The following is a 21455-nucleotide window of genomic DNA, read 5'->3' as shown; positions in this document are numbered from 1 at the left end:
TAAATATGAGAGCAGCTCGAAATGTATTAGAATATTTAATAGCTAATGAAGTTCAACATATATTTGGTATTCCAGCCGGTTCTGTAAATGCGTTTTTCGATGAGTTGTATGATATGCCTGAATTAACACCAATTGTAGCAAAGCATGAAGGTGCCGCATCCTACATGGCCGCCGCTTATGCGAAATACACAAATCAGCTAAGTGTATGTATAGGTTGTAGCGGACCGGGTGCCACAAATCTTGTGACGGGTGCTGCTAATGCTATGCGAGAGCATTTACCTGTTTTATTCATTACAGGTGCTGTACCTATGAATACGGTAGGTTTAAATGCATCACAAGAATTAGATGTAGAACCAGTCTTCAGGTCTGTTACAAAATATAGTGTTACGGTTAATGATGTAAAGGATGTACTTAAAGAAGTTGCACTAGCAATTGAAATTGCTCTATCCGGAGTACCAGGACCTGTCCATGTTGCGATACCGATTGATATTCAACACGAAAAGATTGAAGGTGTTGAAATGCCGCCAATTCCTAAAAGACTTCCTATTGTTCCTGACCTAGGTACAATAAAAGAAACAGCTAGAGAGCTAGTAAAAAGGGATAAGGGTTATATTTTTGCAGGACAGGGAATAAGAAACTCTGTTGAGTCATTAATAGAGTTGGCAGAATTGCTGAAGTGGCCGATTATAACAACTCCACAAGCGAAGGGATATATCCCTGAAGAACATCCGCTTTTAGTCGGAGTGTTTGGATTTGCTGGCCATGAGGCTGCTTCCGCACTGATTAATGAGGGTGATGGAAAAGCATTATTGATTGTAGGCTCCAGCTTGGGAGAAACTGCGACAAATAATTATAATGGAAACTTAATAAAAGATCGCTTCTCTGTTCAAATGGATTTTGACCAATCTGTCTTTAATCGGAAGTACAAAGTGGATATTCCAGTACTAGGCGATATAAATTTAAGTTTATTATTATTAATAGAAGAATTAAAAGCTTTAGGGTTGCAAAAGGAAAGCGCCGCGCTTACCGTTGAAAAGAAAAAAGAGGAAGAGAATACGGAGGAATATAATACGAAAAATGTTCTCCTGACCCTTCAAAAATGTTTACCATCAACTACTAGGTATACCATTGATATTGGTGAATTTATGGCGTATGTTATCCATCACATGAAGGTCATAGATTTTGATTCCTATAATATTAACGTGCATTTTGGCGCAATGGGAAGCGGGATTGGTTCTGCGATTGGTTCAAATCTGGCTGAACCGGGGCGCCCTGTTGTATGTATTACGGGTGATGGTTGCTTCTTCATGCACGGAATGGAAATACTGACGGCAAAGGAATATAATTTGCCAATTTTATTTGTTGTGATGAATAATGCCCGTTTAGGGATGGTATATCATGGTCATTCGCTACAGTTCCGTAGGACTCATCCATCCTTCGAACAGGAATCCATACATATTAGCGCAATGGCCGCAGCTATGAATATCCCAAGTTACAGAATCACTGAACTAGAAGATATCAATCAAGATGTTATAAACGGCTTAATGAATTCAAATGGACCAGCAGTTCTAGAAGTCGCTTTAGTCGATAACAATACTCCTCCTATGGGAGATAGAGTTAAATTTTTATCGTCTTTTGGAAAATAAAGTTGTTGTATTCACCGATAAAAAAAATCATATAGGGTTTCCCTATATGATTTTTTTTTATAAAGACTGATATGAATCGTGAATTACCTTAAGGATTGTTCCGATGATCTGCCCCTTAAAGGCATCTGGAATTGCTTCTTCAGATGGATTTGAGTAATAATAATATCCGTTTCCCTTATCGCAAGAGAACCCAAAGTTTGTTAATGATTGCTGTAGGGTCTTTGGCAACTCCTCTAATCCAGTTTGTTTAGTAAAATAGTCAGTGGCGAAAATTTTCACATCAACATCTCCTAATCCAGTATGAACAACAAATAAGTCTTGTTCATCTCGAACAACCCACTGCTCTTTAGAAAATAAAGAAATTTTTGCTCCCTCTAAAGAGGATATCGCATCTAAGTTAATGCCAAAAATTTGATTGATAAGTTGGCGAATCTCTATTCCTGTCACCTTTTCTCCGTAATGAGCGAGGGTAGAATCTATGGCCATTTTAGCAATGTTCTCAGTTGAGGAAACCGCTCCTGCCATTATCGATTCCTTTGATAGGACAGGTTTAGTTGTTAAATTAAATTTGAAAATGGACATTACGATGTTACAAATCTCGGTACTAGTTATTTTTCCTTGATGAGAATCAAGATGTTTGTCCATTAATTCTACTTTGTTCATTTGGTCTAAACCTTTTTCTAACATGTACAACAAGCTCCAATCGTAAAAATAAAGTATGTTTTTTATCCATAACATAGAAAGAGTTTACAAATTACTTGCTATAGGCTGGATATTCTCCACTCAACTAAAAGCCCTTAAGATGTTGTTACTCTATTATACTAATTAATATCTGTGTATTGTTATAAAAAAATAATATAGGTAAAGGTGCCCCAAAAAGCATTCAAAACTCTTCTTAGGATTACTCCCCACAAGCATTAATCCACCTAAGACTACAAAACCTCCCCCTAAAATGTTAAAGTAGTAACTTAACGACATTCATTTATACATGCTAAAAGCATTACTATAATCAACATTTCAGGAGGAAAAACAATGGCAATGAGCAACAACGATATATTAAAAAGAGTAAGGTACGCTTTAGATATAAGAGATATAGATATGGTAGAAATCTTTAAACTTGGCGGGATGGAAGTAACGAAAGAAGACGTAGTTGATATGCTTACAAAAATAAAGAGAGCGCCTCAGCATGAAGCTGAAAATGATGATGTGGTCGAAGATGAGTACGTATTAACATGCGATATGATGATGTTAGAGGCATTCTTCAATGGATTTATCACTTTAAAAAGAGGCAAGCAAGATCCGAAACCAGGACAACCGGCACCTGTACAAAGCAAAGAGAGTGCGAATAACCTTCTTCTAAAGAAAATGAAAATTGCACTATCTTTAACGAGTGAGGATGTACTTGATATATTAGATAGCGTAGGCGTTACGGTAACAAAGGGAGAACTAGGAGCCCTATTAAGAAAAAAAGGCCATAAAAATTACAAAGAGTGCGGCGATAGATACGCAAGGAATTTCATTAAGGGATTAGGTGTAAAGTATAGAGGGTAATGAGTTTGTTAAAGCGGTAAATGATATAATAGATAGAGTAGGACGTTCGTATCCTACTCTTTTTTATTTGTAAAATAATACGTTAGGTGATGAAATGGTACATACATATTTAGGTGAGACAATTAATTTTCATATAACTTATAAGAAGAAAAAGTCGGTGCGTCTTTTTGTAGATTCGTACGGAAACGTGGAAGTGCAGGCTCCAAAGGGAACACCTGTTGAATACTTAGTCCAGTTGCTAGAGGAGAAATGGGATTGGATTCAGAAAACACGTAAGGAAATGCAAGAGCGAGCACTCGGACCGCAGGAAAAGGATTATGATCAAGGAGAGGGCTTTCTGTATTTAGGAAATACGTATCCGATACAGATTTCTCAAGATGCAAGTATTACGCAAGACAGTGCAGTGTTTGAAGGAGATAAGCTACATATTTATGTGGAAGAGCTTAAGGATGAGAAAATCCAGCAGGCTTTAAAACGATTTTACTATAAGCAGTGTAAGTCGTTAGTAGAGAAGAGTATTAAAGCGCATCAAAGTAACTTCAAAACAAAACCTCGTTCTATTCGTATTACAGATAGTAGCCGTACGTGGGGAACTTGTGATTCAAATTTACAGCTGACATTCAATTGGAAACTAGCGATGGCACCACAGCGAGTAATTGATTATGTAGTTGTTCATGAAATGTGTCATATGGTTCATTTAAATCATGATCGCTCTTTTTGGCGCCTTGTCGGGAAGATAATGCCTGATTATAAGGAAATGGAGAATTGGTTAGCGTTATCTAGTTGGAAGATGACGGTTTAGTAGGAATTCCCAACCCAAGGTATTGTGTAAATGAATAGTATTATTTGAGTTATATAGAGTTATTAATTTTCAGTGCATTGTGATATTATCAAGAATGTAAATTGAAAAAAATGGAATATTATTGTGGTGGGAGTGAGAAAATGCAAATAAATAATGTGAAATCAGTCCTTGAAGCGTGGCGTTTGATAGAGTCATTAAATCCAAGTGAAGTTCCTGGTAAGGAAGAAAGAATAAAAAAGAGTTATTTTAAAGATAATCAAGATAGAGATAGAACAAAGTTAATACAACTTGAGGAATATCCTTGGGAAGAAAATCAATTGAAAGATGATGAGAACTATAAAGTGCAACATCAATACTATATGTCTTGTTTTGAACATTATAAACTAGTTGATTTTATAAGAGGAATTTTAAAAAATAGTGACGAGGTTATTAATAAAGATTATAAAACATTATTTGGCTTTTCTTTTTCTGTAGATGATGAAGGGAACTATATTACAGGTTCAATATTTGTTCCTTTGCTTATGTATGTAATGAAAAGGATGATACAGAATACGGAAAATTATTATAGTAATCTTCTTGTTCAATTTGAAGGTCAATTAAAGTTGTTTGAGGAAGAGATAAAAAATACTTTTATTAATGGAATAACAAGCGAGGCCTTAATCAAAGTTCAGCAAATTTACCAACGTTATTTTTATCAAGTCGAAGATAGGAATATAAATTATTTGGAATTGAAAGTAGTTAAAGCGGATAAGAAAGTTCCTATTCAAAACTTTAATAGTTTTTATTTAAGAGATTTGGTTAATATACTGGAAAAAGGGGAAAATGAAGCGCTTCGTCAGTTTATTGAGGGAGTGAATACTGAAAAACGTATAGATATAAATGAGAATCGGGAATATATCGAAACGATTTTACAACCTAGCCGTATACCCGATGGACGTTGGCCATCACCTGTAGAACATAGATTATCATTAATGCAGCAAGTAGCTGTTAACCAGATTTTAAATAGTAATCAACAAATTAGCTCTGTTAATGGGCCACCTGGAACAGGTAAAACTACATTGTTAAAAGATATTTTTGCAAATATTGTAGTTGAAAGGGCAAAGGAAATAATAAAGTTTAAAGATCCTACCCAAGCATTTCAAAAAGAGAAAACAATTAAAGTAGACGACTATCATTATCCAATATACATATTGGCTCCTAATTTAAGAAAATATTCAATGGTAGTTGCATCAAGTAATAACGGGGCTGTTGAAAATATTTCAAAGGATTTACCAAAAGAAAAAGAAGTAATACGTACGTCTAATGAAAAGAAACCGAATCATTATGATACTTTGTATGCTGAAGAGGCAAGCAAACTAGAAATGTATTCATCGGTAGCGCAAGATCTTTTAGGAGATGAGATAAAAACATGGGGCCTATTTTCAGGGGTTCTTGGGAAGTCAGAAAATATTTATAACTTTGGTCAAGCCTTGTATAAATCAAAGGAGAATGGTAAAGGATTTATACAGCAACTAGAAGAAGAGAGCAAAAAAATAACATTAGAAAAATGGGAAAATGCGGTTGAAGATTTTCAAAATGTTTTTGAAGCGATACTTAAGAAAAAAGAAGAACTTCAAAAATTTTCTAATAATTATAAGGTGAATTTATCTTTGAATGACTCATTAGAAAAAAAGAAAGAACAAATCCTTATATTTGAAGAAGAGAAAACAAAGATAGATGATAGATGCGAGTATTTAGAAGTGCAAAGAAAGCTGACAGAGCAACAAATTCAAATGGTACCTAAGCTATCTTTTTTTAAAAGGCTTTTGGGCAAGAAAAATGTTAAAAAACTGGAGTTAGAAAAGGAATTAAATGATATTATTTGTGAATTAAAGGTAAAACAAGAAGAAGCTTATTTAAAAGGGGAACAAATAAAAGATAATAAGAAGATAATAGAGAAAATAAAGATAGAGAATTCTATTTTTATAGAACAAAAAAATTATTATAAAGAACAGGGTGTAGTACTACCGAGTGAAGAGTATTGGTCAAATTCAAAAGAGGCATATGAATATCGTCAACTAAATACAATTTGGCTTACCGACGAATTGAACTTTGAAAGAGGCTTGCTGTTTTTAAAGGCTATGAAAATTCATAAGTTATTACTTGCGTTCAATTTTAAAGCGATTAAATCCACTATACGTTTACTTAATAATCGCACAAAGTTAGATTTGAATAATGCGGAGAATATAAGATATTTAAAAAATATTTGGGAAACAATTCATTTAATTACACCTTTAATTAGTACGACTTTTGCAAGTTTTAGTTCTATGTATAAAGGTATAGGAAAGGATAGCATTAATTATTTATTTATAGATGAAGCAGGACAGGCGAGTCCTCAACAGGCAGCTGGTGCTATATGGAGAGCAAAGAATGTAATAGTAGTTGGGGACCCTATTCAAATTGAGCCAGTTGTCACAATCGACCGAACAATTTTAGGGGATATTAGAAAATATTTTAGTATAGATAATAAATATATTGATATGGGAAGTTCTGTTCAAACATTGGCAGATTTAGCAAATCCATATGGTACATTTAATAATTCTGGACAATGGATTGGAACACCATTATGGGTTCATAGAAGGTGTTTAGATCCAATGTTTACAATAGCTAATGAAATAGCTTACGAAAATAAAATGGTATTAGCTCAAAAAGAGCGAGGAAAGAGTGTGTGGTTTGACTGTAAAGGTTTGACCACAGATCGCCAATTTGTAGAGCAACAAGGAAAATTAGTAATAGAGCATATTGTGCACCTATGGACAAATGTTTCAAAACCGCCAAATGTATATATAATTTCTCCTTTTACTGCAGTAAAGGATAGTATGAAACAAGAGTTGGAAAGTAAATTGAAGGATATGAATATCTCTCGTACGTTAATTAAAAATTTCTTGAAAAATTCTATAGGTACTGTTCATACATTTCAAGGAAAGGAAGCAGATGTTGTTTATTTTATAACTGGAACAGATATGAATAGTGATAGTGCGGCTAATTGGTCATGTTCGAAGCCTAATTTGTTAAATGTTGCAGTTACAAGAGCTAAAAAGGAATTTTATGTGGTAGGTGATTATAAACGATTTTCTCAGAAACCGTATTATAAATCTATAGTAGATAATGTAGATGAGGTTCAGAGGGAAAATATCCATTCAATGAATAAGTGAAATTATTTATAGGTTATGGGTACATTAATTCAAATGACCAATGAAAAGTAAGGCGCATTGGTCATTTGTTTTTTTCAATAATCGGCAATTATTTGGAGAATTTAACGGAAAAAGTATTATCTAGTTTTACCATCTCATATCCACGATAACCCTCCGAAAGCAACGCCCGCTGTCTAACAGCATCACTCATCGGAACACTCTTAACATCCGTCCAATCTCTTTCCTTATCCCCGCGCAATTCCTTCACAAAAACATACCGCATACTTCCGCCATATTTCTCCTTCAATGCAGCAATCTCCATTCCTTGCGCAAACTTATCTTTTAAACTTGGAATGTTAAAAGGGGCAACGGTGCAGCAAACATAGTCGTATTTACTATCTTCTTTTTGTAATTCGTCCATGATGACTGTCGCTAATATTTTTTGCATCCCATTTCCTCGGTTGTTCGGGTGAACATTTGAAATTTCTTGATAGATGACGCGATGTAGTTCGCTTTCTGCTATGCCAATATCAAGTCCTAAATGTTCGTCGTCAATAGGAGGGACGAGTAGGGCACGAAATGCGATGAGTTCGTTGTCGATAAAAGCACCGATCATCATGCCGTTTCCTTCTAGAATGTATTGAAACTCTTCTAGCGAGAGTGGTTGTAAGCGACTTTTATCTTCTAGCGCCTCAACTATGACGTTTTGTAGTGATAAGATTTGCTCGATGTTCTCTAGTGATAGTAATGTAACGTGAAATGGATCGTTATTTTGTTTTAATGATCCTTTGTATAGAACTGTCATGTGTTAGTCCTCCTTTAGCGTACAACGTCTTGAAAGACGGTTAGTTCTTGTAATGTATCTTCATTTATTTCAATGCCGAGTCCTGGCTTTTCGTTTAAGCGAATAAATGGTACGTCGTAATGTAAGTTTCCGATGTCTTTCGTGAACTTTAATGGACCTGTAAGTTCAACGCTCGTAATGATTTTTTTCGAAAAAGCGACATGGAATCCTGCGGAAGAGGCAACGGATGATTCGACCATGGATCCAACTTGGCATTCAATGCCGGCCATTTCTGCTTGGTGAGCGAGTTTTACAGCGGGATATATGCCGCCGCATTTCATTAGTTTTATATTTACTTTATCAGCCGCGTCTAATTTAATGATTTGGCGCATTTCACGAGAACCTTTTAATCCTTCATCAATCATAAGTGGAAGGTCTGTTTTAGAACGAATGTGAGCCATTGCGTCAATATCGTCTGCGACAACAGGTTGTTCAATCCAATCGATGTTTAAATGTCCTAATGAACGAAGTGCTGTTAATGTGTTGGCGCTATTTTTCCACCCTTGGTTTACATCAACACGAATTGCAATATCATTTCCTACACGTTCACGTACCGCTTCAATTCTTTTTACATCCTCTGTTACATTCGTACCGACTTTCATTTTGAAAGATTGATAACCTTTTTGAATCATGGAAGCAGCTTCTTCAGCCATGTCTTCTGGTTCGGCGATACTTAAGACGTGAGTGACAGGGAAGTCTTCATGGTAGCGTCCGCCAATTAATTGATATACAGGTTGATTTAGTTTTTTGCCCATTATATCAAAACAAGCAATATCAATTGCGGCCTTCGCAGTAGGCACACCGTAAATTGTATTGTCCATCATATCGTGCATTTTCTCGATATTCATTGGATTTTGCCCGATGAGCGCAGGAGCCAGTGTATGTTTTAAAGTATGGAAAGTACTTTCCCATGATTCGCCTGTAACGTGATCATCAGCAACACCTTCACCGTAACCGATAATACCCTCATCTGTTTCCATTTTGACGATAATAGAAGGCATATCAGAATAAGAACCATAACTAATAACAAACGGATCGCGAAGCGGTAAACGAATTGCATAAAGATGAATAGCTGTAATTTTCATTAGGTAGAGACCCCTTCCTGTTTACAATAGTTTTGTACATTTGATATAGTTGACGTTAAATAGTCGTTAATTAATGATAAGGAGTTAGAGAAATGATGATAAAAATTGCAGTCGTCGGTTCAAAAGAGTTTATGGAGACACTTTTACCTATTGCTCATAAACTAGAAGAAATAGAGATTGATCCATATATTTACCTTCATCCTGCAGAATCTTCTGAACTATTAAAGCGTTTAAAGCCTTGTGACTTCATCTTTTTCTCAGGTGCTTTACCTTATTATATGGCAAAAGAAATAAGAGAACAATTACGAATTCCAAGTACGTATTTACAGCAAGACGAGACAACTGTCGTATCTTCCATTCTTTCTGTCATGTATCACCAACGTATTCAACCACATAAAATTTCAATTGATTTAGTAGACCGCTCATTCATTACAAATGTGTTCCATGATATCGGTATAAAAGAAAGTCCACAAGTGTTTGATTATGAAAACATGCTGTGGAGTAAAGATGAAATAAATAGAGTTACGGATTTTCATATAGCTAAATATCAATCAGGAGAAGCTCATTTAGCTTTAACTAGTATTCATGCTGTCTATGATGAACTTCAAAAAGTAGGTATTCCTTCAGAGCGTATGATAGATCCGAAGAAATCCATTATACATGGGTTAAAAGATGCAAAAATAAAAGCTGAGTTAGCAAAAAGCCATTCAGCTACTGTCGGTGCTTGTATGATTTCTTCTTTAGAATTAAGAGAAGGTTTGCTTGAGCAATTAGATGCCATTTCAAAAGCACTACATGGTTCATTTAAAAAAGTTGATGGAATGACGTTCATTTTGTATACGACTCGTGGTGATATTGAATCGATTATAAAAACAAATATGATACATACTTTATTTGCGAGTATAGAAGGAACGATAGCTATTGGATTTGGTTACGGAAAAACTGTGAAAGAAGCGGAGCAAAATGCTAAAATCGCTCAAAGTTTCGCGAAGAATAATCCAATAGACCACTGCTTTTATATACTAACAAGTGATAAAGAACTATTTGGTCCGTTCCCGAAAGAACAGAGAGTACAAAGTTTGAAGAATGAAAACCCGGAACTCATGAAAATAGCGAAGGAAACAAAACTTAGTCCAGCAAACTTATCAAAAATTATTCAATTTAGTCAATCACATTCGTCATTGAAGTTTACCGCAGCAGACCTTTCTGAATACTTACAAGTGACTCGCCGATCAACAGAAAGGTTATTAAAGAAACTAGTTGATTACGGGTATGCTCATATTTGCGGCGAGGAAATGCCCTATCAACAAGGACGCCCTCGCGCAATATATGAACTGAATTTACCGTTATCTTTAAGCTTCTAATTGAGCCTTTTGTTTTTTTAGTAGTTCTGCTTTTTCAATGTCAGATAGTTTTGTAATTGTGAGACCAGTTATACCATAAATGATCGAAATAATAGGTACGATGAAATTCAATATAGCATAAGGAGCATATTCGAATGCGCCAACTCCAAGTGTTGCGAGTATAAATACACCACATGTATTCCAAGGTACGAACACAGAAGTTAATGTTCCACCATCTTCTAATGCTCTGGATAAATTTTTAGAGTGTAGCCCCTTTTCTGTGTATGCATTTGCGTACATTCTTGAAGGAACAACAATCGAAATATATTGTTCAGAGCAAGTAAGATTGGTTGCAAAGCAAGATGCGATAGTAGAAGCGATAAGCCCTTTTGCTGATGTCGCTAATTTTAAAATTTGATTTACAATTGAGCGAAGAATACCAGTATGTTCTAGTACTCCTCCGAAAGTCATAGCGACAATTGTCATAGAAACGGTATTCATCATCGAATCTAAGCCACCGCGGTTAAAGAGTTCGTCTACTAGCTTGTTGCCAGTGTCTATAACAAATCCATTTTGGAGTGCACCGACAGAAGCGGAGACAGAACCGCCTTGAATAAAGACTTGTGATAAGAATCCTAAAATAATACCTACGAGAATAGCTGGGATCGCAGGAACCTTTTTAGCGACTAATACCATAACAACTACAGGTATGATTAGTAGGAAAGGGGAGATAACAAAGTTTTGTTGCAATACTTGTAACGTTTGATCGATACCTTTTGCATCAATATTGTTAGCACCGAAGCTTCTTCCCAAGAACGCATAAACGATAAGAGTAATAAGTAAACCTGGAATTGTAGTAAATAACATATGACGAATATGTGTGAATAGATCTGTATTTGTTAATCCTGCGGCTAAGTTTGTTGTGTCTGAAAGCGGTGACATTTTATCGCCGAAATAAGAACCGGAAATGATAGCACCGGCAACCATTGGAGCTGGGATTCCCATACTTAGTCCAATTCCCATTCCTGCAACACCAATTGTTCCCATTGTAGACCAAGAGCTACCGATAGCTAATGCAACAATAGAACAAATAATTGTAATTGAAACTAAAAATAGTGATGGAGTTAAAAGATTTAAACCGTAATAAATCATTGTTGCGACGATTCCGCCGCCAATCCAAGCACCGATCGTTAAACCTACTAGAATAATGATAACGATAGCGGGTAATGCGAGGCGAATTCCTTTATACATCGCTTCTTCAATATCGTGCCATTTGTAACCGTAACGCCAAGCGACGATAGAAGCAACGGTTGTACCGATAATAAGTGGGACGTGAGGGCTTTGTTTTAATACAACAATTGTAACCATCATAACTGCAACTGTAATGATAATAGGGATTATTGCTACGCCAAAAGGTATTTCTTTTTTCATAAAATGCCTCCTCATTATGTATGTTTGTATTTTTAGAATTGTCGCAAAATAGACGTTATTAAATTATAATAACTAAAAATTGATATGAGCGTCAATAAAAAACAGAAAATAAGGAATGTTCTATCGTTATGGAATGAGTGGAAATGAGTTGTTGATCGTATTTAAAAATAAACAATTGACTTTTTTCTTAAAATTCAATATGTTCATAAAAACATCTGTTTTTCATAAGTATAATTAACCTGAATGGTTTTGGAATTTGGGAAGGAGAATGTAGCTTTGAAAACATTAGAACTACAAGAGCGTTTAACTGAAATTTTTCAGCATTTACATGAAAACCCTGAAGTGAGTTGGAAAGAGTATGAAACGACAGCGTATATTACTAACTTTTTAAAAGAAGAAGGAATTTCATATAAAATATTTGATGATTGCCCAGGTGTGATTGCTGAAATCGGAAGCGGGAATCCAGTTATTGCGATTCGTGCTGATATGGATGCACTATGGCAAGAAGTGGACGGAGAATTTAAAGCGAACCATTCATGTGGTCATGATGCACATATGACAATTGTGATGGGGCTTATTTTACAATTGAAAAATATGAGATGGGATAGCGGTACTGTTAGGTTTATTTTTCAGCCGGCAGAGGAAAAAGGAAATGGCTCTTTAAAGATGGTAGAGAAGGGGGCTGTGGATGATGCGGACTTCTTATTTGGTGTTCATTTAAGACCGATTGAAGAACTGCCTTTGAAACAAGCTGCCCCATCTATTCGTCACGGAGCGGCAGGATTTTTAGAAGGAACGATTCATGGAGATGATGCACATGGGGCACGTCCGCATCAAGGGATAAATGCAATTGATGTCATTTCTATGATCAATATCGGTTTGAAAAATATATGGTTACCACCGCAAAGTTCCTATTCAGTAAAGATGACGAGGTGCCAAGTTGGTGGAGATAATTTAAATATTATTCCGGGGAACGGCCACTTTAGCTTAGATGTTAGGGCAGAGAGTAATACGTTATTAGAAGAATTAAAGAAAAAAATAGAACATGTAATAGAATCGGCCGCATCGATGGGATCGGAAACTTTATATAAATGGATCGATCTTGCACCAGGAGCTGAAGTGTCAGAAGAAGCTGAGTGCTTTATGCGAAAAGGCATTCTTGAAGTATACGGGGAAGAGGGATGCACGGGACCACTGTATACGACAGGAAGCGATGATTTCCATTACTACACAGTGAAGAGACCACATTTAAAAGCTGTCATGCTTGGACTAGGGGCAAACTTACAACCTGGATTACACCATCCGTATATGAAGTTCGATCATAGTTGTATTATGGATGGAGTAGAAATATTGAAACAAACTGTATTAAAGGTATTAGAGGACAGGAGCTAGAGAGCTCCTGTTTTTTTCGTGAATTGTCGGTAAGTCGATATATTAAAAAAATCGTCGATATAATTTCACGCACCAATTAATGCAATGAAAAATCCCTCTCCGGTACATGGTGTATAATAATAAGTACCATTTTCTAATAGGAGAAGAAAAATGAACGAACAATATTACGATGCTGTATTACATATAAAAACTGTCGGTGAGCAAAAGGGCTTTAACAAGTCTATGCACTATCACCGTTATGAACCAACGCCATATAGCGGATTAGATGAACTATTAAATCAATATGAAATAAGAAGTAGCGACCGAGTTGTAGACTTTGGATGCGGAAAAGGACGATTAAACTTTTACATGCACCATAAGTGTGGCGCTTCAGCGGTTGGAATTGAAATGAATGAAGAGTTTTATAAAGAAGCAATGGATAATCTAGAGCGCTATGCACGAAAGGTAAGAAACAGTAAAGATAAGATTGGGTTTGAATGTTGTTTAGCGCAGGAATATGAAATTGATCCACGGGATAACCGGTTTTATTTCTTCAATCCATTTTCTGTGCAAGTATTTATGAACGTAGTAAATAATATTTTACTTTCGGTAGAAGAGGCGGAGAGAGAAGTCGATATTATTTTATACTATCCTTCTGAAGATTATATTTTCTTCTTGGAGAATCAGACTGCGTTTGAGCTGAAGAAGGAAGTCAGGTTGCCTGGAGCTTATGAGAAGAATGGGAATGAGAGGTTTTTAGTTTATACATTAAGATTATAAAAAGCAGGTGCCTTGGCACCTGCTTTTCTTTACTCACGTCTATATAATTAGTTACGGATTAAGTAATCAAATGCACCTAAAGCTGCGTTTGCACCTGAACCCATAGAGATGATGATTTGTTTGTACGGATTATTTGTACAGTCACCTGCAGCAAACACTCCTGGTATGTTTGTAGCGCCGTGCTTGTCTGTTACGATTTCACCGCGAGCGCGTTCAACTGTTTCGCCTAACCAGTCTGTGTTTGGCACAAGACCGATTTGTACGAATACACCTTGTAATTCAACGTGATGAACTTCTTCAGTTTCACGATCGATGTAAGAAATACCGTTTACTTTATCAGTACCAGTGATTTCTTTCGTTTGAACGTTTTTCAGAACAGTTACGTTTGGTAAGCTGTTAAGACGCTCTTGTAATACAGCATCAGCTTTTAATTCTGGCATGAATTCAAGAACAGTTACGTGCTTAACAATACCTGCTAAGTCGATAGCTGCTTCAATACCAGAGTTACCTCCGCCGATAACTGCTACGTCTTTTCCAATGAATAATGGACCGTCACAGTGTGGGCAGTATGCTACACCTTTATTTTTGAACTCAGCTTCACCCGGTACGCCAACGTTACGCCAGCGAGCACCTGTTGAAACGATTACGCTTTTACTTTTCAGAATAGCGCCGTTTTCAAGTTCCACTTCAATAAGTTCTTTTTTCTCTAAACGTTTTGCACGTTGTAGATTCATTACATCGATGTCGTATTCTTTTACGTGCTCTTCAAGGCTTGCTACTAGCTTAGGACCTTCAGTGCGTTTTACGCTGATGAAGTTCTCAATACCCATAGTATCCATTACTTGACCACCGAAGCGCTCAGCAACGATACCAGTGCGGATGCCTTTACGTGCTGCATAAATTGCTGCACTTGCACCAGCAGGGCCGCCACCAACAACAAGAACATCGTATGGATCTTTATCAGAAAGCTCTGATGCATCTGGACCGTTACCCATTTTAGCTAAAATTTCTTCAAGAGTCATACGACCGCTTCCGAAAGATTCGCCGTTTAGGAAAACTGTTGGTACTGCCATGATGTCTTTGCTTTCTACTTCCTCTTTGAATGCAGCGCCATCAATCATAGTATGTGTAATACCAGAGTTTAGAACGCTCATTACGTTAAGAGCTTGTACAACATCAGGACAGTTATGACAACTTAGGCTGATATAAGATTCAAAATGATATTCGCCTTGAATGTTTTTAATTTGATCGATTAATTTTTGTTCAACTTTTGGAGCGCGTCCACTTACTTGTAGTAAAGCTAACACTAATGAAGTAAATTCGTGTCCTAATGGAATACCAGCGAATACGACACCAGTGTCTTCACCAGGGCGATTTACGCTAAAGCTTGGTGTTCTCTCTAATTCAACTTTTTCTACTGTAATCTTAGATGACATAGTAGCTAATTCGTCTACTAGAGCTAACATATCTTTAGATACGTCGTCGTCTCCAGCGCTTACTTTAAGTAAAATATCGTTCTCCATTAACTGAAGGTATTGGGATAGTTGTGTTTTTATATCTGCATCTAGTATCATTTTGATCGAACTCCTTAGATTTTGCCTACAAGGTCAAGGCTTGGTTTAAGTGTTGCAGAACCCTCTTGCCATTTAGCTGGGCAAACTTCACCTGGGTTGTTACGTACGTATTGAGCTGCTTTAATTTTGTTAACAAGAATGCTTGCGTCACGGCCGATACCGTCAGCATTGATTTCCATAGACTGGATAACGCCGTCTGGATCGATGATGAATGTACCACGAGCAGCAAGACCTTCTTCTTCCATTAAAACGTTGAAGTTTGTAGTAATTGTGCGAGTTGGGTCACCAATCATAATGTATTCGATTTTGCCGATAGTTTCTGAGCCATCATGCCATGCTTTGTGAGTGAAGTGAGTGTCTGTAGATACAGAGTATACTTCAACGCCTAAGTCTTTAAGAGCTGCGTATTGGTTTTGTAAGTCTTCAAGTTCAGTTGGGCAAACGAATGTGAAGTCAGCTGGGTAGAAACAAACTACACTCCATTTTCCTTTTAAACTTTCGTCAGTAACTTGGATAAATTCTCCATTATGGTAAGCATTAGCTTTAAACGGTTTTACTTCTGTGCCGATTAATAACATATTAAAATTCCTCCTAAATGTTGGTTTTGAGCATCAAAAAATAGTGTGCTCATAAAATATATTTTTTAATTAACTATAATAATTCTAATTCAATATTAATTATCATATAGAAGTGGTTATTTTGTCAAGAGAATATACCAACTTTATATCAATTTAATTAATATTTATTCTCAATTGAGATGATAAAACAGTTTGGCAGTGATAGAGTAGAAAATTTAGTTGTAAAGGAATCAGTATAATCATAGGTGGAAGTTTGTTTACATTTAAGCTTGAAACATATAGATGATAATTAAATGTTTTGAGGAAAGATTTTTTAGTAGGTTATGTGGTTGAAAAGTAACTTCTTACTTTATTGTACAAAGAATGATGAGATAAATAAAACAAAATGAATCGGAATCTTTTTGAAAAATTACTGTTATTTTAACTGTTCATTTATTGGACATATATTGAAGTGTAAGTTGTTTCGCGAGGGGTTAGAGAAAAAGAAATAACTCAGCTTCTTTTGTAAAATTAAAGGATTGAAAAATTCCCTATCAAGTGTAAAGTGACTTGATAGGGGACCTTTTAATCCTTTTTTAATGCGTGTAGGGCGTTATGTATATTGCTGTTCAGTGTTTCGAAAAATGTACGTAATTTAGAACTTAACTGATTGTTTTTATGGATAAATAATTTTTCGGCAACGAGTAGTTCGCCATGTATACCAAAACATTGCATGTGTACGGATATTTCCTCGTTATTTTCATGAATCGTTGGGAAAACGTAATGGAATACTGAGCTTGGAATCATGTACTCTTTGATCGTATAAATTTCAGAATCGCAATTTGGTGTATGTTTTATGTAAATCTTTACACTGTCTTTTGTGACGATAAATTCTAACATGGTGCATTTTATAAGGTTAGGATCGAAATAATTGGATTCTTGTAAATATAAATTAAAATTGGTCCTGTCGGAAATGGATTCAATGTTTGTAAGCATAATGTCTTGATTAGTGTGAGTGCTCATTTTTTTCTCCTTATATAGATAGTAAGAAAATAGTTTTATGAAATGGGATAATACTTTAAATAGGACTTATTTCTATTCATTAATGTATCAAACGTTTCTCTCAAAAATCTCTCAAGGTATTTGTTATAAAATAAGAAACCTGTTTCAGCTTAGAAACAAGTTTCTTAAAGTTGTATATTTTGAAGTTTGTAAGCCCATAAATATCCTTTGGACTCTAATAATAGGTCGTCGGTATTATGTGCTTCTATAAATTGAACTGTTTGGTTAATCTGCATTTCATAACCATCAGTTGTACGCTCGATTTTGAGAGGGATATTTAGCTCACTAAATAGTTGGCGTATTCGATAAATAGTATTATACAAATTTGCTAATGCACGTTTTTCATCTATGTTAGGCCAAATATCATCAAGGATCTGCCACTTCGAAACAGTTTTTTCTTTATGGAGAAGGAAGTAATAAAAAAGCTCTTCTGTAACACGGGTAGGCCACTTTAGTGATTGATGGTCTTTTTTTATAAATGTATTACCGTACAGTTGTACTTGAAGAGTATTTGAATTTCTTTGTTGATTCGGAACACCGTAATATTTTTTTAGGCGGTCATCTAAATCTTGTACAGCGCTAGGTGTTAGCGGTTTTAATATATAATCGAGAGCTTGTACCCGAAACGCTTCTAAAGCATAATTTGGGTAAGCAGTAGAAAAGATAATCGGAACATCGATACCGTCATCTACTAATTTCTTAGCGAGTTCAATTCCTGTCATTTTAGGCATTTCAATATCTAGTAAAATAGCGTCTAATGTGTAATCCGGAAGCATATTAATTGCCTCTAATGGTGATTGGAAAGTATCAATAATTTGAAATCCACCATGTTTTGTTAATAAATGATTATGTAAATCTAAAATAGGCTTTTCATCCTCTATTATTACTATTCGCCACACTACATTCTCTCCTTTAATGGAATCGTTACATTAATAGTTGTTCCTTTATTTTCAATAGAATAAATCTCTACAGTTCCATTGGAAAACTTTCGAACACGACGTAGAACATTGGAAAATCCAATTCCTTGGTTCTGAAGAGTCCCATTTAACAAATTGTGTATGGTTGTTTCTGACATTCCAATCCCGTTATCTATTACTTGTATAAATAAAATTTCTTTTATTTGTTTTATATTAATTTGTACATGACCGTTTCCTTCTTTCTCAAATAGACCGTGGCGTATTGCATTTTCCACAAGTGGTTGTACGAGTAAATTAGGTATATATATTTCATCTAAAGATTCAATAGTATCAACTTCATATGAAAAAGAAAGACGTTCGCCAAATCGTGCCTTTTCTATTTCTACATATGCTTGAATGATAGAAACTTCTTTTTGTAATGTAGAGTAATTTGTTTCGTTTCCAGATTCAAATATATATCGTAAGTAGGAGCTTAGCATCGTTAGGAGATGTGCAGCCCGTTCGCTATCTGTATAACAAAATGAAATAATATTACTCATTGCATTATATAAGAAGTGCGGTTTAATTTGTGCCTGTAGAAAGGCCATTTCATTTTCAAATGCTTGGAGTATCGCTTCTTTTGTTTGGAAAATAGTATGTAATCTAGCTAATAGCACTTGTTTTGTACAAGGTTTGACTAAGTAATCAGTTATTCCATTTGCAAATAAATGATCTACATTCGTTGGATAATCTTTTGAACTTAACATTAGAATAGGTAATTCTAATACTGATGTTTTTTTGCGTATATGTTTAGCTAGTTCGACTCCTCCAATCTCAGGAAGAGTTTCATCTATGATAAGAAGCTCGAAATCTTTCGTGCTCTCTAATAAGAAAATAGCATCTTGAGCCGAATGCACAATGGTAATATTGTATGTTGCTGCTAGTAAAGATTTTAGTACCTCTGTATGTATGACATCATCATCTACAATTAAGATTGTTGGCAGCATACTAGTGTTTGCTTGAGAAACTTCTTTAAAATTATGTTGTTCCTGTAAAATAGTATGTATTTCTTTATATTCATAAAAAGGAACTTGTATTTTAAATAAGATAGAAGTTTTATAGTAATCTACCTGCAAATGTCCATTCATACGTTCTAGCAGTTCTTTACTTATTAATAACCCGATTTCAGTGTGAGTATCTTCATAAGTAACGGTAGAGTTGCTAGTCGCTTTAAAGGTTAAATGGATATTTTCTCCTATATGCTGAGCATCAATAACAATTTTCCCATCTACTGCATAGTAACAACATTCTTCTAAAATACGGTAAAGCACTTGTGTTAATCGGTCTTCATCTACTAATCCGTGTAAATTATTTGGTACATATTCTTGATACGTAATATGTTTTCTTGAGAGAGGTAGTTCCATTAATTTATAAAGATGATTCACAATCATTTTTATATTTGTTGATTTTGCTGTAAAAGAATAATCATGAAATTTAATTTTTGTAAAATCTTGTAGATCATTAGTAAGGTATAGTAAACGTTCTGTAAGCTGTTCTAATACATGTAGCTCATTTGAATGCTTCTCCTTTTTATCATTAGCTTTTACAGATTTAATTAAATTAATTGCATGGTATAAAGGATCTTTTAATTCTTGTGTTGTTACTTTTAAAAAAGAATCTTTTGTTAAATGAATAGCTTCTAATTTTTTTGATAAGTGCTCGGCCTCTTCGGTACGATTAATAAAACGTGTGCCTAAAAAAACATTCATCATAATAATGAACCCCAGTAGCCCAAAGCGGTTAAATATATTACGACCTGATGCAAAAAGTTGTTCGAGTGTACCGCTAAAAAGAAACATAAATAGAGTAAGTAACATCAGGGTGAAAATTAAAATTTCGTTTTTACTAATAATCCACTTTTTTTGTATGATGAGCTGAGTCATTCTCAGAATAATCCACAACAACATTATATTCATATAAAAAAAGAATGGTGTTTGTAGATTTGACAGTGATCGAGCTGGAAATAAGATTATTCCTACGCTATAAATAAAGAAAGGCGAAAATAATAAAAGCAGTTGTTTTTTATTTATAATAGTCGGCATAGTTTTTGAAATAAATAGTGGTAATAAAATAGCACTAAAAAATGTAATAGAGTCCTGTAAGCGAAAATAAAATTCAAAAGGGATATTAGGAACCGCACGAAGTAATATACGTTCTCCTCGTGTCATAACAATTAGTGCTAGGCTTAGGAAATAACAACCGCTATAAAAAAAGCCATCATCTTTTTTACGTAATAAAAAGATAGTTAGATGAAAAATACTAAAAACTAATAAGATGGAAACGGCTGTCCATTCGATATTTGTATCTTCAGCTACGTCTTCTTGCATCGCTTTAGCGTCACCGAAATCGATTGGGAAAATAATACCTCCGCGTACATTGTAAAAATTTGAAACGTGAATTGTTATGAGCAATTCTTTTGTTTTCGGTTTTAAATACATTTCATATGATGGATTTTCAGGTTTTGTAGCTTCTTTTGATTTTCCAATCTGACCTATTTCAGAACCCTTTTCGCCGTTTACATAAATGGTATGGGCGGACCAAATGTTTCGAATACGAAAACCAACTTCAGAAAAATGCCTAGGTAGCTCGATTTTTAATTGATAAGAACCATATTGTGCCTTGGATTCCCACTGTCCTGGCACAAGTTGATTTGTAGCTTGTTCTTGAAATTGGTTCACATCCACAAATTTATTTGGGGTGAATTTCCATTCGCCTGCTAAAGATAATATTTTCGCATTTGAAGGAAGATCACGTAAGTCGATTGTCCCATTTTGTGCACGTTTTTGAATGAGATTTGTATCACTATCTCGAAAGTTAATATGTATCATTAAAAAAATCATCACAGTGATGAGAAGCCAACCGATGCCTTGTTTCCACATGGAGTAATCACCTCTTCTTCAATAATATATAATAAAATTTCCAATATTTAAATTGTATATATTAAATATAAAGATTTAATGTATTTACATGTTATGAAATCTGTGGTTTTTAATGACGTATCCTGTAATGTAGAGGAAATAATGTTCTACATGAAAGTTCAAAGATAAGGAAAGGGGTTAGATGAATATAGCCATTGTAAGTATGGGAGTGGTGCAAACGAATTATCAGTAGCACTGAAATTTTCCTTTATTTAGAGAAAATAGACTAAGAAAGAGGAAGCATTGACTCCCATTTTTAACAAGATATAATAAAACCTAGATATACCTTTCAAAAAGAAGAAGATATAATATAGGATAAAATTTTTCAAACTATTATTTTTTATAGCTTTTAGAAAACGTTT

Annotated in this window: 16 protein-coding genes; 7 read left to right on the top strand and 9 right to left on the bottom strand. The window is 35.0% G+C overall.

Annotation, left to right across the window (positions count from 1 at the left end; all coding sequences use genetic code 11):
• The first annotated feature begins 5 nt into the window (after positions 1–5).
• A complete protein-coding gene (locus PDL00_RS20455) occupies positions 6–1646 on the top strand; it encodes a thiamine pyrophosphate-binding protein (RefSeq protein WP_270730918.1) in 1641 nt (546 codons plus the stop codon).
• Between the two features lie 57 nt (positions 1647–1703).
• Here the strand turns inward: PDL00_RS20455 and PDL00_RS20450 are convergent, their stop codons facing one another.
• Positions 1704–2333, bottom strand: a complete 630-nt coding sequence (locus PDL00_RS20450) for a hypothetical protein (protein WP_270730936.1) — start codon at positions 2331–2333, stop codon at positions 1704–1706.
• A gap of 345 nt (positions 2334–2678) precedes the next feature.
• Between PDL00_RS20450 and PDL00_RS20445 the strand changes: the two genes are divergently transcribed.
• The 3 genes from PDL00_RS20445 to PDL00_RS20435 all read left to right on the top strand — a co-directional run bounded on the left by PDL00_RS20445 (position 2679) and on the right by PDL00_RS20435 (position 7193).
• Entirely contained in the window at positions 2679–3197 is a 519-nt protein-coding gene (locus PDL00_RS20445) for a DUF1456 family protein (protein WP_242243103.1), read from the top strand.
• 94 nt (positions 3198–3291) lie between these two features.
• Positions 3292–3999, top strand: a complete 708-nt coding sequence (locus PDL00_RS20440) for a M48 family metallopeptidase (RefSeq protein WP_270730916.1) — start codon at positions 3292–3294, stop codon at positions 3997–3999.
• Between the two features lie 140 nt (positions 4000–4139).
• A complete protein-coding gene (locus PDL00_RS20435) occupies positions 4140–7193 on the top strand; it encodes a DEAD/DEAH box helicase (protein WP_270730914.1) in 3054 nt (1017 codons plus the stop codon).
• Positions 7194–7281: 88 nt separating this feature from the next.
• Here the strand turns inward: PDL00_RS20435 and PDL00_RS20430 are convergent, their stop codons facing one another.
• A complete protein-coding gene (locus tag PDL00_RS20430; protein ID WP_270730913.1) occupies positions 7282–7977 on the bottom strand; it encodes a GNAT family N-acetyltransferase in 696 nt (231 codons plus the stop codon).
• A 14-nt stretch (positions 7978–7991) separates the two neighbouring features.
• Entirely contained in the window at positions 7992–9101 is a 1110-nt protein-coding gene (locus tag PDL00_RS20425; protein ID WP_270730912.1) for a mandelate racemase/muconate lactonizing enzyme family protein, read from the bottom strand.
• Positions 9102–9193: 92 nt separating this feature from the next.
• On the opposite strand from PDL00_RS20425, the gene PDL00_RS20420 reads away from it, so the two are divergent.
• On the top strand, positions 9194–10465 hold the full coding sequence (locus tag PDL00_RS20420; protein WP_270730910.1) for a transcriptional regulator: 1272 nt from the start codon (positions 9194–9196) through the stop codon (positions 10463–10465).
• Here PDL00_RS20420 and nhaC read toward each other — a convergent pair.
• Entirely contained in the window at positions 10454–11875 is a 1422-nt protein-coding gene (nhaC, locus tag PDL00_RS20415) for a Na+/H+ antiporter NhaC (RefSeq protein ID WP_242253186.1), read from the bottom strand. The genes PDL00_RS20420 and nhaC overlap by 12 nt on opposite strands.
• 276 nt (positions 11876–12151) lie before the next feature.
• Between nhaC and PDL00_RS20410 the strand changes: the two genes are divergently transcribed.
• Both PDL00_RS20410 and PDL00_RS20405 read left to right on the top strand, forming a co-directional pair.
• Entirely contained in the window at positions 12152–13267 is a 1116-nt protein-coding gene (locus PDL00_RS20410; RefSeq protein ID WP_270730908.1) for a M20 peptidase aminoacylase family protein, read from the top strand.
• Between the two features lie 150 nt (positions 13268–13417).
• Positions 13418–14026, top strand: a complete 609-nt coding sequence (locus PDL00_RS20405) for an SAM-dependent methyltransferase (protein WP_270730906.1) — start codon at positions 13418–13420, stop codon at positions 14024–14026.
• Between the two features lie 47 nt (positions 14027–14073).
• Here PDL00_RS20405 and ahpF read toward each other — a convergent pair whose 3' ends face one another.
• From ahpF to PDL00_RS20380, 5 genes are all read right to left on the bottom strand, one after another.
• Entirely contained in the window at positions 14074–15600 is a 1527-nt protein-coding gene (gene ahpF, locus PDL00_RS20400; RefSeq protein ID WP_242253198.1) for an alkyl hydroperoxide reductase subunit F, read from the bottom strand.
• A 14-nt stretch (positions 15601–15614) separates the two neighbouring features.
• Positions 15615–16178 carry an alkyl hydroperoxide reductase subunit C gene (gene ahpC, locus PDL00_RS20395; protein ID WP_270730904.1) on the bottom strand — a complete coding sequence of 188 codons (564 nt, stop codon included), beginning with the start codon at positions 16176–16178 and terminating at the stop codon, positions 15615–15617.
• Between the two features lie 564 nt (positions 16179–16742).
• Positions 16743–17180 carry a DUF3978 family protein gene (locus tag PDL00_RS20390; protein ID WP_270730902.1) on the bottom strand — a complete coding sequence of 146 codons (438 nt, stop codon included), beginning with the start codon at positions 17178–17180 and terminating at the stop codon, positions 16743–16745.
• A 164-nt stretch (positions 17181–17344) separates the two neighbouring features.
• Complete coding sequence (locus tag PDL00_RS20385; RefSeq protein WP_242253200.1) at positions 17345–18118, bottom strand: response regulator; 774 nt, start codon at positions 18116–18118, stop codon at positions 17345–17347.
• Positions 18118–21054 carry a histidine kinase gene (locus PDL00_RS20380; protein ID WP_270730900.1) on the bottom strand — a complete coding sequence of 979 codons (2937 nt, stop codon included), beginning with the start codon at positions 21052–21054 and terminating at the stop codon, positions 18118–18120. The genes PDL00_RS20385 and PDL00_RS20380 overlap by 1 nt, the downstream gene beginning before the upstream one ends.
• Positions 21055–21455 lie beyond the last annotated feature (401 nt).

This window comes from Bacillus cereus group sp. TH152-1LC, assembly GCF_027710505.1.
Classification (GTDB): domain Bacteria; phylum Bacillota; class Bacilli; order Bacillales; family Bacillaceae_G; genus Bacillus_A; species Bacillus_A mobilis.
Note: the sequence above shows the minus strand (reverse complement) of the source record. Positions and strands in the feature narration are given on the sequence as shown.

Excerpts from the sequence above, each read along its gene's own strand:
- PDL00_RS20455 (WP_270730918.1), top strand. The coding sequence starts at position 6 with ATGAGAGCAGCTCGAAATGTATTAGAATATTTAATAGCTAATGAAGTT.
- PDL00_RS20450 (WP_270730936.1), bottom strand. The coding sequence starts at position 2,333 with ATGTTAGAAAAAGGTTTAGACCAAATGAACAAAGTAGAATTAATGGAC.
- PDL00_RS20445 (WP_242243103.1), top strand. The coding sequence starts at position 2,679 with ATGGCAATGAGCAACAACGATATATTAAAAAGAGTAAGGTACGCTTTA.
- PDL00_RS20440 (WP_270730916.1), top strand. The coding sequence starts at position 3,292 with ATGGTACATACATATTTAGGTGAGACAATTAATTTTCATATAACTTAT.
- PDL00_RS20435 (WP_270730914.1), top strand. The coding sequence starts at position 4,140 with ATGCAAATAAATAATGTGAAATCAGTCCTTGAAGCGTGGCGTTTGATA.
- PDL00_RS20430 (WP_270730913.1), bottom strand. The coding sequence starts at position 7,977 with ATGACAGTTCTATACAAAGGATCATTAAAACAAAATAACGATCCATTT.
- PDL00_RS20425 (WP_270730912.1), bottom strand. The coding sequence starts at position 9,101 with ATGAAAATTACAGCTATTCATCTTTATGCAATTCGTTTACCGCTTCGC.
- PDL00_RS20420 (WP_270730910.1), top strand. The coding sequence starts at position 9,194 with ATGATGATAAAAATTGCAGTCGTCGGTTCAAAAGAGTTTATGGAGACA.
- nhaC (WP_242253186.1), bottom strand. The coding sequence starts at position 11,875 with ATGAAAAAAGAAATACCTTTTGGCGTAGCAATAATCCCTATTATCATT.
- PDL00_RS20405 (WP_270730906.1), top strand. The coding sequence starts at position 13,418 with ATGAACGAACAATATTACGATGCTGTATTACATATAAAAACTGTCGGT.
- ahpF (WP_242253198.1), bottom strand. The coding sequence starts at position 15,600 with ATGATACTAGATGCAGATATAAAAACACAACTATCCCAATACCTTCAG.
- ahpC (WP_270730904.1), bottom strand. The coding sequence starts at position 16,178 with ATGTTATTAATCGGCACAGAAGTAAAACCGTTTAAAGCTAATGCTTAC.
- PDL00_RS20390 (WP_270730902.1), bottom strand. The coding sequence starts at position 17,180 with ATGAGCACTCACACTAATCAAGACATTATGCTTACAAACATTGAATCC.
- PDL00_RS20380 (WP_270730900.1), bottom strand. The coding sequence starts at position 21,054 with ATGTGGAAACAAGGCATCGGTTGGCTTCTCATCACTGTGATGATTTTT.